Origin of the sequence: Metabacillus dongyingensis (assembly GCF_019933155.2) — a bacterium.
In the GTDB taxonomy this organism is placed as follows: domain Bacteria; phylum Bacillota; class Bacilli; order Bacillales; family Bacillaceae; genus Bacillus_P; species Bacillus_P dongyingensis.
In genome coordinates this window covers 915,479-932,872 of sequence record NZ_CP082944.1, presented here as the reverse complement: position 1 = coordinate 932,872, position 17,394 = coordinate 915,479, and the positions used below count along the sequence as shown (strand labels likewise).

The window sequence follows — 17,394 nt, the reverse complement described above, 5'->3', positions numbered from 1 at the left end:
GCAAACAAAAAAGTACGTTCCTGATTAAAATATCAGGAACGTGCTTTTCTTATCCTGCAAGGGTATTCTGTTTTCCCTGCTGCAGTTCATACATTTGATAGTACTTTCCTTTTTGCTTCATTAATTCATCGTGATTGCCCCGCTCCGCTATTTCACCCCGGTCAAGGACAAGAATTTGATCTGCATTCTTAATAGTAGAAAGCCGATGAGCAATGATAAACGTTGTTCTGCCTTTTTTCAGAACTTCAAGTGCATCTTGAATGACAGCTTCTGTTTCTGTGTCAATGCTTGCCGTAGCTTCATCTAATATGAGGATTGCAGGATCATAAGCAAGTGCTCTTGCAAATGAAATCAGCTGACGCTGTCCCGATGAGAGCGTGCTGCCTTTTTCAATAACAGGCTCATCGAACCCAAGCGGCAAATGCTTAAGCAATTGATCAGCGCCAACATCTTTTAATGCTTTCTCCACTTGTTCTCTGGTGATATCCGAATTATCAAGGCTTACATTCGAAGCGATCGTTCCTGTGAACAAAAATGGATCCTGAAGCACAATTCCCATATGTTCTCTAACCGCCTGGCGCGGCATTGATAGAATATCTTTGCCGTCGATTGTGATCTTACCCTCTTTTATATCGTAAAAACGGAACAATAAATTCATAATCGAACTTTTTCCGGAACCAGTGTGTCCGACTAGTGCTACGGTTTCACCCTGTTTCGCTTCAAAATCGATATTTTTCAAAACATATTCGTCTTCTTTATAGCCAAACCAAACATTTTTAAACGCGACATTTCCTTTATATCGCGGCTCTTTTTTCTCGCTGACATCCGTGCCTTTTTCATCAAGCAGGCTAAACACTCTTTCAGAAGCAACACGTGCTGTTTCAAGCTGGGCGAATTGATTCACAATCCCAGTGATTGGCTGAAAAAGTCTATTTAAATAATCTACGAACGCATAAAGAACTCCTATTGATACGATTGAACCAACGCCTAAAGAGGCTCCGCCGAAATACCAGATGAGTGCCACGAACGCACAGTTCCGCATAAATCCTACCAAATTATGCGACAGCAGGGAGTTCAAACTCAGCAGCTTATTCTGATAGTGAAAATGGGATGTATTTAATTCTTCAAATTCCGCTTTCGTTTCTTCCTGCCTGCGGAAAGCCTGAATAATCGTCATACCCTGAATTGATTCATTGATTGTTCCATTAATATCGCTGACAAGGGAACGAATCTTATGATTGTAGGTTGAAGCGTATTTTCGGTATACGATGCTCCAGACGACAAGGATAGGCAGGATAATTGTACAGATTAACGCTAGTTTTACATCAAGCAGGAATAATGCAATGAAAATACCTGTTATATAAATGGCGCTTGTAAAGAATGTTGAGAGCACCGCTACAAACAGTTCTCTTATTGCTTCCGTATCGTTTGTAATTCTTGCAACAACCTTGCCGGCCGGAAGGTTATCAAAATATACAACCGGCAGGCGCTGGATATGTTCAAATACATCCTGACGCATTTTTTGAATAATGCGATTTGATGTAATCTGCAGAAAATAGCGCTGCCCATAGTGAAAGAATGAGGCAAATACAAGTAAACCAAAATAAATGGCAATCAAAGTAATGAGCCCTTTGATTTCAGGCTGGTAGAACGTAAACAGCTGTTCAGAAGTAAGCCTGTTGCCTGTATAAGAAGCAGACTCTGTCCCGCGTTCAATAATGACCGAATTGCCAGCCGCTCTTCTGTCTCCGTCAAACTGAATTTCACCCGGTATGAAATAATAATCACGCTGCACTTGCAGAATGTGAATTTCCTTGCCTTTTTCTTCACCTGGTTCAAAGTAATCCTCACGTTTATACCAGGATCCATTGTAGTTTACAGCATTTTCTCCTTCTGCTGTTTCATGCCACTTTTTCTCAATGCCCAATATGTGGTCATCAATCATTTTTTTTGCGATAAACGGACCTGTAAGTTCAGCCCCGACTGCAACCGCAAGCATGATTAAGGCCAGTATTAATGTTCTTTTATAAAGGGCTGCATAGCGAATCAGTCTTTTTCCTGTGCTCATGCTCCCACCCCGCCTTCGTTTTCAGCTTCAATTTGCTGGCGTTCATATTGCTCCTTGTACCAGCCGTTATTCGCAAGCAGTGTTTGGTGCCTGCCTTCTTCAATGATTTTCCCTTCATCAAGCACAAGTATCCAGTCTGCGTGTTCTACAGCAGACAGACGGTGTGTCGTAATGAATGTTGTCTTATCAGCACGCTCACTTCTAATATTAGATATGATGGCCGTTTCCGTTTTTGCATCAACAGCTGACAGGGAATCATCTAAAATCAGGATTTCCGGATTGACCAGAAGTGCACGTGCAATAGAGATCCGCTGTTTTTGACCTCCGGATAGCGCAACACCCTTTTCCCCTACTAATGTATTCAGACCATCCGGCAGCATTTCAAGATCTTTTCTGAAAAAAGCAAGATCAATCGCTTTATTCAGTTCTGCATCTGATCCATCTTTCTTTCCGAATAAAATATTCTCTCTTACCGTTCTTGAAAATAACACGTGATCTTGAGGAACATAGCCAATAAAACGCTGCAATGTTTCAAGCGGGATTTTCTCAATCGGAACCCCGGACATTGTAATCTGACCGCTTCCAGCCGGATATTGTCTGAGCAGCTGTTTGACGATTGTCGTCTTTCCGCTGCCGGTTTTGCCGACAATGCCGATTGTGTCCCCTTTATTTACAGTAAAGCTGACATGGTTTAAGTTCACCACTTCTGATGAGGGATATTGGAACGATACATTATTAAACTCAATCTTTTTAGGTGAATCTATATGCTGCGGCTGCTCATGATTTTTCACATCCGCTTCATAAGATAATGTTTCGTTGATCCGGTCAAGTGATGCGTTTCCACGCTGCATGATATTGATCAGTTCTCCAATTGCAAACATCGGCCAGATCATCATTCCCAGGTAAACGTTAAAGGACACCAGTTCACCAAGAGTGATGACATTATGAAAGACTAAGTAAGCTCCGTATCCGAGTCCAATTAAATAGCTGATCCCGACAAGCAATTTCATTGTTGGTTCAAACAGAGCGTCAATTTTTGCTACACTTACATTTTTCCGAAAAACATCATCCGTTAATGTGTTAAAACGGTTTACATCTTCTTTTTCCTGAACGTAGGCACGAATCACACGCACGCCTGCCACTGATTCAAGCACCTGGTCATTCATGTCGCCAAAAGCGTCCTGAGCTGCCATAAATCTGGCGTGGATTTTCTTGCCGTAGATTCCCATTGCGATCGCCATAATCGGCAGTGGAAGAATCGCGGCAAAAGTAAGCTTCCAGCTGATGAGAATTCCCATTGTCAACAGAATCGTCAGCATAAACATGCTTGAGTCAACCAATGTTAAAATACCAAATCCGGCAGTTGTCGAAATAGCCTTCAAATCATTCGTGGCACGGGCCATTAAATCTCCCGTTCTGTTTTTCTCATAAAAGCGCGGTGTCATAACTAAGAACTGCCCCATCAGTTTTGATCTTAGGATTCTTTCAGCTAAATGAGCGCCGCCAAATAAATTGTACATCCAGAAATAAGATAAAATATAAACAAGTACACCAAGTCCAAGAAACAATACAATATATTGAACAAGCAGCTCACTCGAAAACTTTCCAATCTGAATATCATCTATTGCATTCCCAAGCAATTTAGGGGGAATAACTTCAAGCACATTTACAATTAAAAGCAATACGATTGCAGCTGTATACCGCTTCCAATACTTTTTAAAAAACCATCCCAACTTCACTAACACCGCAAACATGTTATCATCTCCTTTGCCTCTCTATCTCTTTTTAGCTAACCGCTTTCTGGATCTCCCTTTTTCACTAATTTCTCTGCTTTCAGCATCATTACATACATCTTTTCTTCCTCCTTTAAGATTTAATTTATATAAAAAAGGCAAACCTCCGCATGCCGGGGTCTGCCTTTTTACAATCAAACATAAAAAGGCACAGAAGTATACAATGCAGCATACCCGTGTGCCTTTTCCTTTTTATATTCAGAGACTGATTTTCTCTAAACGGTATAAAGGTATGGCGGGGCTGCACAAGAAATAACGTTACGATCGTACGCAATCACAATTAATTTTTTCATGTTAAACCCCTCCTTTACCAATTTATTGTTTTTATCCTTAGATAGATTACCATCTTTTTCATTATTTTGTCAATTGAGATTTTTCCTTATTTTCTGCATAACGTCCCATGATTAATCTTCAACAAACACAGCCGTTCCATAGGCAATAATTTCAGAGGCATTCTGCATAACGGCAGAACTCTGCAGCCTCATGCCTATGATCGCATTTGCTCCTTGATTTCTTGCATCCTCGGCCATGCGTCCGATTGCCTTTTGCCTTGCTTCTTCCATCATCTCAGTGTATTCAGAAATCTCTCCTCCAACTATCGTTTTAAGCCCCGCCATTAAATCTTTTCCTATATGCTTTGTCTGCACAGTTGCTCCTTTGACAAATCCTTTAAGTTCTTTAATTTCTTTTCCCGGAACAAAGTCAGTGGTTACAATAATCACTTTCATCATCCTCCTTTTTTCTTTCAGTCCGGCCATTAACACTGTAAATAAAGTACACATCGATACTATGTGAAGCAAAATGTCAGGAAACTAAGGAGCATGAAGATGGATTGCATAAACCTGCATCTTTTGAACTACTCAGTTTTAAAACGACCCCCATAAAAAGAGCGGCGAATAGGCACAAATCACTATTTTCACCTTCTGGATGTTTCAAATAACAGAAAACAAGGTAAAGAACTGTAACAAACAACAGAAGTTCAGGAAAATTGAAGGAGGAAAACAATGAGCCAGTTAGTTTCCACTAGTCTATGTACCCAGGATCAATTAAGAATGGATCAAATTATCAGTTTGAATCAGCTCGCAAAAAACTATAAAGGAAAGGTGTACTTCTTAGCTGGAAAACGAAGCATCGTCGATGTCTCAAAGTTTCCTTCTTTGATTACTTTCTTTCTGATAACATCTGGATCTAAACAGATTAAAGTGCTGATTGATGGGGATAACCCGAGCGAAATCTTGAAGGAAATGGACACAATCTGTTCAACCGAATCAAGATTTTCATCTAATTTTTTAAACACAGCTGAAAAAGTAAAGGTATAAGATCAGTTAACCCCTACAAATGATAAGGGAGTATGACTTACTTACATTACATCAGAGAAAAGGAGATTATTACTAATGATCAGAACTATTTTAATCGTTATTGGAGCAATTGTTGTTATCGGCTGGCTGCTTAATGTAATTCTATAAAGATAAACAAGGGAGAGGAACCTTATGTCTGAACATAAACAAGTAAATGTTGAGAGAAAAGAAGAGCATAAAACGAATAATAGTCTTCTTGGAGCCACTTTTATTAAATATGCGGCATATTTGGTTATATTCTTCGGTATTATCTGGTTTTTAATTACTTATATTTTACCAATGTTTTAATAACTAATTTCAGATTTTAAAATCCACACCCTGCAATGCAGGGTGTGGATTTTATTTTAAATAAGATTCATTCCTGACCTGAGAAGCTGGACAAAGCTAATGATTATCATAGATTGCCCTATTCTAATTTATTTACCTGAATTCGATATTTTATCATCGGTTTTGAAAATTTATCAGCTGATTTCTACTTAAATAAAATAAATTAATCACCCTAACCTCTGTCTAACCTCTGTAAATGAGCAGGAGCCCATTAAAAAAGCTGAACGAGATTGATCTCGTTCAGCTTTCCTGTTAAATTCCTGATGTATCTCCGTTGTCAGAGCCGCCATCTGCTGGAGGCTCTTCAGGCTGCTCTGGATCTGCTGGCGGTTCTGTCGGTTCTGCCGGAGGTTCCGGTTCTGTCGGTTCTGCCGGAGGTTCCGGTTCTGTCGGTTCTTCTTCATTTTGTTTTTTCTCTTCTTCTTTTCTGCGTTCTTCTTCTTTTTTAGCTTCTTCCTCTTCTTTTCTAGCCTGTTCTTCTTCTTTTTCAGCTTGTTCTTCTTTGCGTTTTTGCTCTTGTTTTTGGTCTTCTTCCTTTTGCTTAGCCGCATCGGCTTTTGCTTTTTCTTCCTGTTTTAAGCGTTCCTGTTCTTCCATTCTTGCCTGTTCATCCCGTTTAGCTTTTTCATCGGCTTCTTGTTTTCTTTTTTCTTCTTGTATCTTTTTGCTTTCTTTATTTGAAGGATCTTTTCTCTTTGACTTGCTTTCCGTTTCCTTGAGAGGAGGAAGATTAAACTCCTCCGGTTTTTCATTTTTAAGGGCTGCATCCATAATAACTTTAAATAATGGTGCAGCTGTCGCACTGCTTGATGTGTTCAGGTAATTGTTTTGATCTGTTTGATCGTAGCCAAGCCACATGGCACCAACAACGTTAGGAGTATATCCGACAAACCATTGATCTTTTACTCCATCTATTCCATCAATACCAAGCTGTGTGGAGCCGGTTTTTCCGGCCAGCTCATGATTTTCAAGCTGTGCTTTTTTCCCTGTTCCTTCTTTTACTACCCCAAGCATCATATGGGTCATTTTTTGAGCTACTTCCTTTGTAGTAACGTTTGTTTCTTTCTTTTTCCATTCTGCTATCGTATTTCCCTGAACATCTACAATTTTGGTAATGGCATGAGCCTCAACACGGGTTCCTTCGTTTGGAAAAGCAGTGTAAGCTTCTGCCATATTCAAAGGAGCCACGCCTTTATCAAGACCCCCGAGGCCTAAACTTAAGTTCTGGTCATTCTCGGTAATCGGCAAGCCAAAGCGTTTAGAGGCATCAACGCCCGCTTGTACGCCAATTTCATTTAGAGCCCATACTGTCGGAACGTTGTATGACTTAATTAGAGCTTCATACAGGGTAACCTCGCCATGATAGGTTCCGTCAAAGTTTTTAGGTGAATAACCGTTAATATCAAGCGGTTCGTCCTTCAATTTTGAATAAACGTCCATTCCGTTTTCCAAGGCAGGTGTATAAACAGCAATTGGCTTCATCGTCGAACCAGGCTGCCTTTTCAGCTGAGTTGCCCTGTTAAACTGTCTAAATGAATGCTCCCCTCTTCCTCCAACAAGTGCCTGTACTCCTCCTGTTTTAGGGTTGACGAGAACTGCTCCGCTTTGAACGAGCTGATCACTCTGACTCTCAGGAAAATTAGCATCATTCTTATAAACCTCTTCAATGGATGATTGCATATCCTGTCGCAGCTCTGTATGAATTTCAAAGCCGCCAGCTAAAATTTCATTTTGAGTCAGGCCATATTTTTTAATGGCTTCCTCAATGACATGATCCACATAGAATGGAAAGCGTCCCTTATATTCATCTAATTCCTTTCTTTCGAGCACGACTTTTTCATTTTTCGCTTCATTCATTTCTTCTTCCGTTATGAACTTTTCTTTTTTCATTAAACTTAAGACAACATCCCTGCGGTCTAATGATTTCTCAAGATTTTTCACAGGAGAATAGTGCGTCGGCGCTTTAATAAGTCCTACTAAAATAGCTGATTCATTTATTGTAAGATCAGCAGCTTCTTTTCCAAAATAAACTTTAGCTGCCCTTTTCAGCCCCCATGCTCCTTCTCCGAAATAGATTTTATTGACATAGAGTTCTAAAATTTCTTCCTTTGAATATTCTTCTTCAATCTTTTTTGCAATAAAGTACTCATCAAATTTTCGTTTAAACGTTTGATCCTGAGTCAGCAGCGTATTTTTGGCAAGCTGCTGAGTGAGTGTGCTTCCTCCCTCAACTACTCCTCCTGCCGCCACATTCTTAAAGGCAGCGCGCACAATGCCGAAATAATCGATGCCGCCGTGACTGTAGAAATTTTGATCTTCCGTCGCTTGAAGAGCTTCGTAGAAATGCTCCGGCACATCCTGATAATCTACCCATTCATTTTTAGAGGTTGAAATTTTGCTTGCAATCTTGCCATTTTGATCATAAATAATAGTTGGCGCATTTGCTCTTTCTTCTAATTTGCTGACATCCTGTGATGCGATGACTACATTATGTACCATAAACACAAGGATGATTGCCAGCAGCACGAAAATAATCAGCTTCGTAAAAACACCCTTAATTGAAAAAAGTGACTTGACCATGAGTAACCCCCTGAATATAGAAAAGCGCAAGTGCCAGCTAAAGCTCCGGCAGACATAAAGAATACGGGAGAAATGTCCGGGTTTCTAATTTTTTGTCTGATATGTTTTGGCCGGAAGCTGGACAGTAGAGAGAGAAATCAATGCGCACAATTCTATTCTATTAGTAATTTAAAAATAAATCCTTCTACTTATTACCCTAATTATCAAAGGGGTACGCCTGTTTAGAGAAAAATGTGTCTGTCAGATCCAAAATTTTTTATAAAACCGTTTTCTTTATGATAATTGATTATTTTTTCAGAAAAAGGGTATTGATTAATAAACACTTTTTCTCTAGAGAGGATTTGATAAAATGAATACGTTTAATCATATAGTGGTAGCTTATGATGGACAGGATGAAAGTCAGGCAGCTTTAAGAACAGGAATAGATTTGAGCAAACAATTAGCATCCAGACTGACTGTTGTCCACGTTTACCAAGAAGAACACGTGATGCACACCAAAGGAGTTCAGCCCGTTATTCCGAGTGCTCCAGCTAATGGCTATTTGACAGACAATCTGCAAAACTATCCGGTCGCGCCTGACCCGTCACATCAGCTCGATCAAACTCACACCCAGCATGATTATTTTGATAACGCAGATCAAATCGTTTCAAGAATCAAGATGAAAATGGATGAGAATCAGGCTATTGGCGAGATTGAAATTTTATCAGGTTCTCCATCAGATGCGATTCTGAATTATGCAGAAGAAATAAATGCTGATTTAATCGTAATGGGCAGCAGAGATTCAGGCGGTCTCAAAAAATTGCTGTTTGGCGGAGTAAGCGATAAAGTGTCCCATAACTCAGCTATTTCGGTGCTGATCGCCAAATAACCCAGTAAACGAATGCTCTCCTGCATTCGTTTTTTTGTCTTCATTACTATTTTTTCAAGTTTATCCGATGTTCAAAGTAGATCAACGACCTTAAAATTGTTTGCAAATGACTTATAGCAGAACTGTATGCCTCCCTTCTCTTTTGGATATAAATAAATTATCTATATTCAGGAGGACCGCTGATGAGTAATTTAAATATTGTTTTATATGACATTCATGAATACTTTATCCTTAACCCAAATCTTCTCCGTGCCTCAATTGAAGATGCCGAGCATCTTGAAATGCTGAGCGGTAAAGTTTCTATGACGAATAAAGCTTTGAAGCTTCATTTTAGAGATGTTAATGATGAAGAGTATCACAACACCCTAATTCCAGTGTTAAATAGTAATGGCCACAACATACATTTCCACTATGGTGATGATGATACCTTGTATATATACAAAAAAGAAGAGCAGGCTAGTTAAGGAACGGGTTCGGTTGAAAGGTGCAAACCGCTATATAACACGGCAAATAACATATCAATTAGCGTATCAATTCGAATAGGAATTGGTATGCTTTTTTTATTGATTTATAAGAGTTTCCGTGTGATTTCAGTTCATATTTAACATATCAAATCGTATAGTAATCAGCAGGACTTTGTTTAGCAGCAAAGTCCTGCTGATTGAGGTGCTATTTATACCGCCATTTATTACCCGGTATTACAACAGAGTAAAATAAAAAGGGAACTCAGCTTGATTTGGAGTTCCCTCAGTTATTCCATTATAGCCCCCGATTGTCGAAGATCATTTATGTTGTCTTATCGAAGAATAGCGCCCGTTTGGCTGAAAATCGATATTACTTATTTTTTACAAGGAGACTCCCACTAAAGCCCCCTGTTCGTGGAAGATCATTATAACTTCGATTAGCTGTTTAGCTAATTAAGCCTAATCAAAATGATTCAATTTTTTCAACCTCAAAATACCTCGATTTAATTGGGAATTTATAGATTTGATCTAAAACCCTTGTCCCAATATATTGGCAAACCAACGCATACAAAATGATTTTCCAATCAACGACAATTCCGGTTAAAACTACTAAACTTCCGTTTATCCAAAAGAGCGCTTTTCCTGGTGAAAGTCCTTTTGTTTTGGAAAGTATTAAGGCCAAAATATCCATCCCACCTGAAGAGGCTCCCATTCGAAACAATATACCTAGTCCTATACCAAAGACAACTGAACCAAAAGTGAGATCAATCATCACATTTGATATGGGATTTTTCATAAACGGGGAAATAAAGTTGATCGTAGCAGAAGTTACTGACACACAATACATTGTCCAAAGTGCACTACTTTTTCCAAGCCATTTTACTGCAGCTAGTAACAAGCTAGCATTTACAACCCAAAGTGTAATCGCAAACGGTATATTTATTATGTAATTTAACAAAACACCAACACTAGCAGCACCACCTGAGGGAATAAAGTGCGGGAATAAAAAAGTCGCCATCGCAACACCTTGTATAGTGGCAGCAATTCCAAGTATTATGCTTTTGATTAGTATGTTCATTAAAAGAACCCCTAGAATTTCAACGTATTTTTTCTTTATTTAGATTTAGTATAACATTATAAGTACTCATTTACTGTCTTGATTAGCCGTTAGTAACATTGGTGACAACAAAAACATTTATTTATACCTGCGCTAGTGGAATAATCATTAAAAACACGCTTTCCTTGTTCTGGAAAAGCGCCCGATTGCTGAAGATCATTAAAGTTTCTATAGCTGGTTTGGTACAATAACTTCAACAGAAAAAGCACTAACCCTTCTTAGATCAACGCACCCGTAATAACATATCGATTTTATTCAAGAAAGGTTTAGCTTGTCCTTTATATTTTCGATAATGGCGGTGATGCTAACATTTTCAGTGTCTATATACTCTCCAAAGTTGTATTCTTTATAGGCTTCTATACATTTCTCAGTTTGTTGAAAACACCAATTTCCTTCTTCCTCTCCACGTTTCCTTAGCCTTTTGTAAATAGTTTCCTTACTTGCTGTCAAACAAAAGTGGTAAGTTTGTTTATCAACACTTTTAAATCCAGTTAAAATGTAGTTAAAGTATTCTGGTTTCCTAATAGTCATAGGAACAATTAAGTTGACATTATATTTAGTAATTAAAAGTTTTGCTACCTTAACAGTTAACTCTTTCCATAATTGCAAGTCTTGAAAATCCCCTGTTTCAGCTTCAAGTCGCTTTACTTCCTCTGGAATAATATTTCTTAACATAAAACCTACCTCTTCAGGGTCAAATAACATACTATTATTTATCTCTATCAAAAGTTCGTTACAGATAGTGGTTTTACCTACTCCAAATGCTCCATTTATCATTATTATCATTAAGGAATTTCACCTCATTTTGAATAGATTAGCGTAGTGGTTTCTAGTTCTGCATAACTGCTTCAATAGTTTAAGTACATTCTTTCACAATCTCATATAATAATAACATAAATATCCAGTACTATTTGAAGGTGTTATTCAATTATCTGGCCCGAATGCTGAACAAAAAGTTGAATCCACTCTTCAATTAAACTGCCCTTTACTTCAATAAGAAGAGGCGACACTTTGTTAAGCAATCGCCCCCTTTAATTGAATAAAGGACGCAATCCGCCCTTTAGTTGAATAATTGATCAGACTGTTATTAAGTCAAACTTAATTCATAATGATAAAATTGTGAATCCCGTATGTATCCATTTTTTTCGTATAGTCTTTGAGCAGAAAAATTATCTGGTGCTGTACTCAGACTAATACTTTGTTCTTACTTTTACTTTAGAAATGAATATAAAAAGAGAAGAGCCCTGCAGAAATTCCTCACCACAGAGCAGAATCAATTCTGTCAAATGTAAATATACGGTAGAACGAGAGACCTGTCCCCGTGTTCCTCTCAGTCACTCGATAACCAGTCTCCCTTTGCGACCAGTTGCACCTTCCCGGCAATCTGGATATCATATGTTCCATTTTTTAATTTGGCGGCAATATTCACATTTGAGGGACGTCCCATCTCGTAGCCCTGATTGACACGAACATCGATCTTTTCTTTATCGAAGAACCGATATTTCAGAAGGTAGCCCGCCAAATTGCCATTTGCGCTACCTGTCGCAGGATCCTCATAAAATCCTGTGTCGCTCATGAATACACGCACACGAAGGCAGTTTGAGTCCCTGCTTTCCTCCTCAGAAAAAACAAGCAGGTTACATTTATAATAAGTTTCCAGAAAGCGTTTGAACTGTACATGGTCGAGGCTGCATCGTTGTACCACGTCGACCGTTTTCAGTGGGACAATGATGCAGGGCAGTCCTGTGGAGACCAGCTGGATTGGAAAATATGTCCATATGTCCTCCACTTGAATATTGAGCACCCTTGCGACAAATTCGAGCTGGTCTATCTTCATGCCGAAGGAAGGTTCGTTTTGGCTCATGGTGAGAGTGTTGCCGTTGAAAACAACTGGAATCTGTCCGACAGGCAGGTTCAAGACGACTTTGGAGGCTTTTCCGTTTTCCATAATCCGGTTGATGATATACGCTGTGCCCAAGGTAGGGTGTCCCGCGAAGGGCACCTCCTCATCTGGGGTGAAGATTCGAACATCATACCCGCCATTTTCTTGTTTATTGGACATGATGAAGGTCGTTTCCGAAAAATGAATTTCTTTGGCAATCTGCTGCATCTCCTTCGTTGTGAGATTACTGTCTGACACTAGAACAGCAAGCTGATTTCCCTCATATTTTTCTTCAGCAAAGACATCTACGATATAAAAATCCATATCAATTCCTCCTTTTTGCTCCATTATAGGTGAAGGAGAATAGAACAGATGAAAATCATTAGACCAGATCAAGGAGAAATATGCTAAAATCAAAGGGGTTGGGAGGGAAAGAAATGAATGGAGATTACTTATTTAAACAAGTATACGATTATGTATTACATCGAATCGAACTCAATGAATGGAATGAGAATGAAAAGCTCCCTTCAATTAGAAATTTAGCTGCTGAGATGAAGGTTCATCGCTTAACCGTATTAAAGGCCTACCAGCTTCTTAAACAGGAAAATAGAGTCTATGTCAAAGATAAATCCGGCTATTATGTCCAATCCCGTGAAATTAATAAATTAGAAAGCCTGGAAAATCCGATCGTTTCTGCATATGTACAAAAAAATCATTTATCGGAAATCCATCAGGCACCTGTTTCCTATCAATTTTCACAGGCATTAATTGACCCTAATCTTTTGCCAAATCGCTTCATAACGGACTATGTAAAAAAAGTTTTTGACCTCTACCCAAAGGTTCTCTCCACCTACTCCACCGTACAAGGCGATCATCAACTGCGTCAATCACTTTCTGACTATTTTAATCAGCAATATAAAACGATTACACATCCAGATCAGCTATTAATTACGACCGGTTCCCAGCAAGCCATTCATCTGATTGCCCAGGCATATGTAAAATCAAGAGACACTATCCTTTTGGAGAGGCCGAGCTATAGTTCTGCCATTGATATTTTTCGAGCACAAGGAGCCAATATTGTAACCGTCGATATTCATCCGTACGGATATGATTTAGAGCAGATTGAATTCATCATGAAAAAACACAAACCTCGTCTGTTTTATCTGAATCCAACCTTCCATAATCCAACCGGATACACGGTCCCATCGGCTCAAAGAAAGCAATTAGTCCAGTTAGCCGAGGACTACCGTTGTCTGTTAATAGAAGACGATGTTTACAACGACATCTTTTTTGATCAGGAGCCTCCGCCGCCCATGTATACCTATGATACATCCGGAATGGTGATTTATATCAAAAGCTTTTGCAAATATGTATCACCGGGGTTGCGAATAGCCGTCATGATGAACTGTCAGTCTTCCGTGGTGAAATCACTGCTAGCAGTAAAATCATTGGCCGATAATGGATCACCGCTTTTAAATCAAAAGATTTTCCTGCGTTACTTATCATCTCCAAGGCTGCAGCAACATGTTGAGAAACTGCGTATTGCGCTGCAAATACGAAAGGAAATCATGGAGGAAGAACTGTCCGTAACTGATTGGCGATGGACCAGCCCAAATGGTGGCTTGAATTTATGGGTACAGCTCCCAGGCTGCCTGTCAACAGAAGACTTATTGGTCAATAGTCTGGAGCAATCAATTTCCTTTGTTCCCGGCCAAATATTTGACCCCTTAAAGGAGCCATCCTCATGGCTCCGGTTAAGCTATTCCTATGCCAGTGAAGAACAAATCTCTGAAGGACTTAGGAAGTTTATTAATTTAGTACGCTCTACTCAATAAGGGGTAGCGTCAGGAAAATACGGTTTTACAACGTTAAGGAAACTTCAATACTAAAAAGCCCAATTTCTCTGTATTAAATTAGAGAAATTGGGTTCTTATTTATTAATACATTAAATAGAGTTGTTTGGATTTTTTTTTAGCTCGGTTGTTCGCCATAAAGGAATGTGTTGTCTTCTTTAAGACTGAATTTGACTATATTTTCTTATTCAACTAAACTGCCCTTTACTTCAATAAAGAAGAGGCGACACTTTGTTAAGCAATCTCCCCCTTTAATGGAATAACTACAACTTGGATTCAGTCCTAAAATTGTTCACTCAATTCACAATTCTTCTTAAACACCCGCTACCCGTTAGTTAAAATAATCTGTTCCTGTTCCATTAGAATTGATGCCATTTTGATTAAAAATTTCCCCTAGCTTTTCATCTTGTATATTTTCATCGGGTGGAGTCATTCCAGATTTTTTTTCAAGATAAACAGCAATACCACCTATAATAACGACAGGTATCAATAAATATAACCAAATCACAATAACACCTCCATAATATAACTTATTATTTATCATATCGTTTATTTTTACTTTTTTACATTTTTTACTAAAACTATTCTGCCCCGTTAATTTAAGTACAACACTTCACAATATCGGCCCAATTAATAAAAAATATCATTTTATTATTTCACTCAGGTTTCTCCCCGAATTTTTTGCCGAAATTCTCCATCAAATCAAGTATTGGGATAAATTCACGCCCTTTAGTTGTTAATGAATATTCAACACGTGGAGGTACCTCAGGAAAAACTTCTCGTTTAATTAATCCATCTGTTTCTAATTCTCTCAACTGTTTTGTAAGAGAACCTTGTGAAATGTCCCATAAAAAAGTTTTAATTTCGTTATAACGACGTTCCTTTGTTTTTAAAAACCAAAGAATAAGATACTTCCAGCGTCCTGAAAGCATATTTTGAGTATACGCAATACCATAAACGTCTCTTTGCTCCTTAATAAACTCTTTTTCAAATCCATCCTTGCATATTCTAGCCATACTTACATCCCTTTTCTTCTATAAAGTACAAAAAAGTGTACTATATCATTTTTTATTGCCTACTTTAAAAGTAAGAGTAATGAGTTCATTATATTATTTATAACCAAAACTCAATTACCTTAATGCTTGCAAAAAAGGAATGTAGACAATTTCGTGTTGAGGTATTGGAAAATTCCATAGCTGATATTTAATCATAATCGAACAAATTATATTTAGGAGGAACAATAATGAGATTTGGAATTATAGGTGCAGGACCAATAGGGGCAATTATTTCTAAAAAATTAGTTAAGAATGGACATGATGTCAAAATTGCAGATGCTCGAGGAATTGAACGTTTAGAAGGAAAAGAGCTTGCTGGAACACCTGTGAGTGTAGAAGATGTAATAACAAATATTGACTTTCTTATAATATCTATCCCTTTTCATGTAATGCCAAGTATTCGCAACATTGTAGATAAATCTGAAGAGGAAGTAATCGTTGTAGACACTTCAAATTATTATCCTTTTAGAGACAATAAAATTGAAGAAATTGAGAACGGGATGGTTGAAAGTGTTTGGGTTTCAAATCAATTAGGTAGACCTATCATTAAAGCATTCAACAATCAATTAGCTTATACTTTAGAAAATAAAGGAACCCCCGAAGGTACTAGTAAACGCATTGCCATGGCAATTGCTGGTAATGACCTATCACAAAAACAAATAATTATGGACATAGTAAACGAGCTAGGCTTCGACGCAGTAGACAGTGGTTCTTTAAGTGATTCGTGGAGACAACAGCCGGGAACTCCTGCATACTGCACAGAACTAACAAAAGAGGAACTAACGGAAGCATTGAAAAAGGCAAATAAAGAAAAAGCCCCATTCCTACGGGATAAGGCAATGGAAAAGTTTTCAGCTGAATTTTCACATAAAGATATTGTGAATTTAAACAGAGAAACATATAATTCATAATTTAGGAAACCCATATTGATTATTGCTATATAGAAGACATAGGAAATTTGGAACCTAAAATAGTGATCAAGATAACTTTGATCACGATTTTTGGCATATTTTATATCTTTTACTGTAAACTCTATATCATCCATCTTGGATGTAACACTTTAAAAATATTTATCGGTCAGTATAAATGAACCTCCGGATAGGCAGTCGCATTAAAAACGACATTTTCAGACGAAGAAGGGGTCTTTGTTTTAGAGTAGCTATCGGATCTAGTCTCGATAAGAAAAATAAAAAGAAGTAACGCTATGTTATGTAGGAATTGAGGATTTATATGGAAAAATCAAAATAAAATAACTGCTGGCTTGTTGGCCGTATATTTATTTGTATTAACATGGATTATACTCGTTAAAATGCAATTTTCATTTCAAGACTTGCCGGATTTTAGGGGAATCAACTTAATCCCTTTTGCTGGTTCAGTTATTGTTAATAATCAAATAGATTTTAATGAAATAATCTTTAATGTACTTGCATTTATCCCATTTGGAATTTATATCAGTATGCTAAAACCAAATTGGTCTTTCTTGAAAAAGATTGCAGTAATAGCAGGAGTTAGTTTGTTATTTGAAGTATTGCAATTCATCTTTGCATAGGAGGTAGCGATATAACTGACCTTATGGGAAATACATTAGGTGGAATTATTGGAGTTGGAGTTTATATTGTATTTTGTAAGCTGTTTAGTACAAAAGCAAATAAAATCCTTAATGTTTTAGCTTCAATTGGAACGATATGCATTTTTGCATTATTCCTGTTATTAATTATTGGTGTTATTACTTATAAATTTCAGTAATTGGAGAATTGCTGTTCATGAAAATTAACAGAGGGTATACCATCAATGACTTTGATACAGTAGGTTCTTTATATTTCATTTTCAAAATCCAATCTTTCAAAAACAGTTGAATTTACATCATCCAATAAAGATATTCCCTTAAAAAGAAAATACATTGCAGCATAAAGTTTTCGTTCTTCTAATTCTTTAAATTTAATTGCCATAAGTGCTCACCTCGTTACAATTTTTCAAGCTAATCTTCCTTAACTAAACCACCCAATTTTTAATAAAGGTGCGAGTGACA

At 37.8% G+C, this 17,394-nt stretch carries 17 protein-coding genes and 1 pseudogene; 7 read left to right on the top strand and 11 right to left on the bottom strand.

Translation table 11 applies throughout. From position 1 onward, the window contains the following. Window positions 1-49: 49 nt before the first annotated feature. The 3 genes from K8L98_RS04730 to K8L98_RS04720 all read right to left on the bottom strand — a co-directional run bounded on the left by K8L98_RS04730 (window position 50) and on the right by K8L98_RS04720 (window position 4,583). Entirely contained in the window at window positions 50-2,068 is a 2,019-nt protein-coding gene (locus K8L98_RS04730; RefSeq protein WP_223440102.1) for an ABC transporter ATP-binding protein, read from the bottom strand. Continuing rightward, window positions 2,065-3,822, bottom strand: a complete 1,758-nt coding sequence (bmrC, locus tag K8L98_RS04725; RefSeq protein WP_223440101.1) for a multidrug ABC transporter ATP-binding protein BmrC — start codon at window positions 3,820-3,822, stop codon at window positions 2,065-2,067. Before bmrC ends, K8L98_RS04730 begins: the two co-directional genes overlap by 4 nt. A 443-nt stretch (window positions 3,823-4,265) precedes the next feature. Then, window positions 4,266-4,583, bottom strand: a complete 318-nt coding sequence (locus K8L98_RS04720) for a YbjQ family protein (RefSeq protein WP_223440099.1) — start codon at window positions 4,581-4,583, stop codon at window positions 4,266-4,268. A 282-nt stretch (window positions 4,584-4,865) separates the two neighbouring features. Between K8L98_RS04720 and K8L98_RS04715 the strand changes: the two genes are divergently transcribed. Both K8L98_RS04715 and K8L98_RS04710 read left to right on the top strand, forming a co-directional pair. Continuing rightward, window positions 4,866-5,180, top strand: a complete 315-nt coding sequence (locus tag K8L98_RS04715) for a hypothetical protein (protein WP_223440098.1) — start codon at window positions 4,866-4,868, stop codon at window positions 5,178-5,180. 171 nt (window positions 5,181-5,351) lie between these two features. Next, complete coding sequence (locus K8L98_RS04710) at window positions 5,352-5,507, top strand: hypothetical protein (RefSeq protein ID WP_180850280.1); 156 nt, start codon at window positions 5,352-5,354, stop codon at window positions 5,505-5,507. A gap of 291 nt (window positions 5,508-5,798) precedes the next feature. On the opposite strand, the gene K8L98_RS04705 is transcribed toward K8L98_RS04710, so the two are convergent. Then, a complete protein-coding gene (locus K8L98_RS04705) occupies window positions 5,799-8,126 on the bottom strand; it encodes a transglycosylase domain-containing protein (RefSeq protein ID WP_223440097.1) in 2,328 nt (775 codons plus the stop codon). A 349-nt stretch (window positions 8,127-8,475) separates the two neighbouring features. Between K8L98_RS04705 and K8L98_RS04700 the strand changes: the two genes are divergently transcribed. Both K8L98_RS04700 and K8L98_RS04695 read left to right on the top strand, forming a co-directional pair. After that, entirely contained in the window at window positions 8,476-8,994 is a 519-nt protein-coding gene (locus tag K8L98_RS04700; RefSeq protein WP_223440096.1) for a universal stress protein, read from the top strand. 182 nt (window positions 8,995-9,176) lie between these two features. Continuing rightward, on the top strand, window positions 9,177-9,458 hold the full coding sequence (locus tag K8L98_RS04695) for a hypothetical protein (protein WP_223440094.1): 282 nt from the start codon (window positions 9,177-9,179) through the stop codon (window positions 9,456-9,458). 463 nt (window positions 9,459-9,921) lie between these two features. Here the strand turns inward: K8L98_RS04695 and K8L98_RS04690 are convergent, their stop codons facing one another. From K8L98_RS04690 to K8L98_RS04675, 4 genes and pseudogenes are all read right to left on the bottom strand, one after another. Beyond that, on the bottom strand, window positions 9,922-10,536 hold the full coding sequence (locus K8L98_RS04690) for a YitT family protein (RefSeq protein ID WP_223440092.1): 615 nt from the start codon (window positions 10,534-10,536) through the stop codon (window positions 9,922-9,924). A 294-nt stretch (window positions 10,537-10,830) separates the two neighbouring features. Further along, window positions 10,831-11,361: an AAA family ATPase gene (locus K8L98_RS04685; RefSeq protein ID WP_223440091.1), complete on the bottom strand. Its 531-nt coding sequence runs from the start codon at window positions 11,359-11,361 to the stop codon at window positions 10,831-10,833. 301 nt (window positions 11,362-11,662) lie between these two features. Beyond that, window positions 11,663-11,773 (bottom strand): annotated as a pseudogene (locus K8L98_RS04680) (GNAT family N-acetyltransferase); the annotation flags it as partial. Between the two features lie 132 nt (window positions 11,774-11,905). Continuing rightward, entirely contained in the window at window positions 11,906-12,781 is an 876-nt protein-coding gene (locus K8L98_RS04675; protein WP_223440090.1) for a PhzF family phenazine biosynthesis protein, read from the bottom strand. 113 nt (window positions 12,782-12,894) lie between these two features. Between K8L98_RS04675 and K8L98_RS04670 the strand changes: the two genes are divergently transcribed. After that, window positions 12,895-14,292: an aminotransferase-like domain-containing protein gene (locus K8L98_RS04670; RefSeq protein ID WP_223440089.1), complete on the top strand. Its 1,398-nt coding sequence runs from the start codon at window positions 12,895-12,897 to the stop codon at window positions 14,290-14,292. Between the two features lie 349 nt (window positions 14,293-14,641). Here the strand turns inward: K8L98_RS04670 and K8L98_RS04665 are convergent, their stop codons facing one another. Beyond that, entirely contained in the window at window positions 14,642-14,818 is a 177-nt protein-coding gene (locus K8L98_RS04665) for a hypothetical protein (protein ID WP_223440088.1), read from the bottom strand. Window positions 14,819-14,966: 148 nt separating this feature from the next. Beyond that, a complete protein-coding gene (locus K8L98_RS04660) occupies window positions 14,967-15,326 on the bottom strand; it encodes a winged helix-turn-helix transcriptional regulator (RefSeq protein ID WP_223440087.1) in 360 nt (119 codons plus the stop codon). Between the two features lie 227 nt (window positions 15,327-15,553). Here K8L98_RS04660 and K8L98_RS04655 point away from each other — a divergent pair, with 227 nt between their 5' ends. Next, window positions 15,554-16,276: an NADPH-dependent F420 reductase gene (locus tag K8L98_RS04655; protein WP_223440085.1), complete on the top strand. Its 723-nt coding sequence runs from the start codon at window positions 15,554-15,556 to the stop codon at window positions 16,274-16,276. Between the two features lie 398 nt (window positions 16,277-16,674). After that, window positions 16,675-16,914, top strand: a complete 240-nt coding sequence (locus tag K8L98_RS26790) for a VanZ family protein (protein ID WP_240549812.1) — start codon at window positions 16,675-16,677, stop codon at window positions 16,912-16,914. A gap of 265 nt (window positions 16,915-17,179) precedes the next feature. On the opposite strand, the gene K8L98_RS26525 is transcribed toward K8L98_RS26790, so the two are convergent. After that, the gene (locus K8L98_RS26525; RefSeq protein ID WP_275976739.1) at window positions 17,180-17,314 is read right to left on the bottom strand and encodes a hypothetical protein; all 135 of its coding nucleotides are present in this window, start codon (window positions 17,312-17,314) and stop codon (window positions 17,180-17,182) included. Window positions 17,315-17,394: the final 80 nt, after the last annotated feature.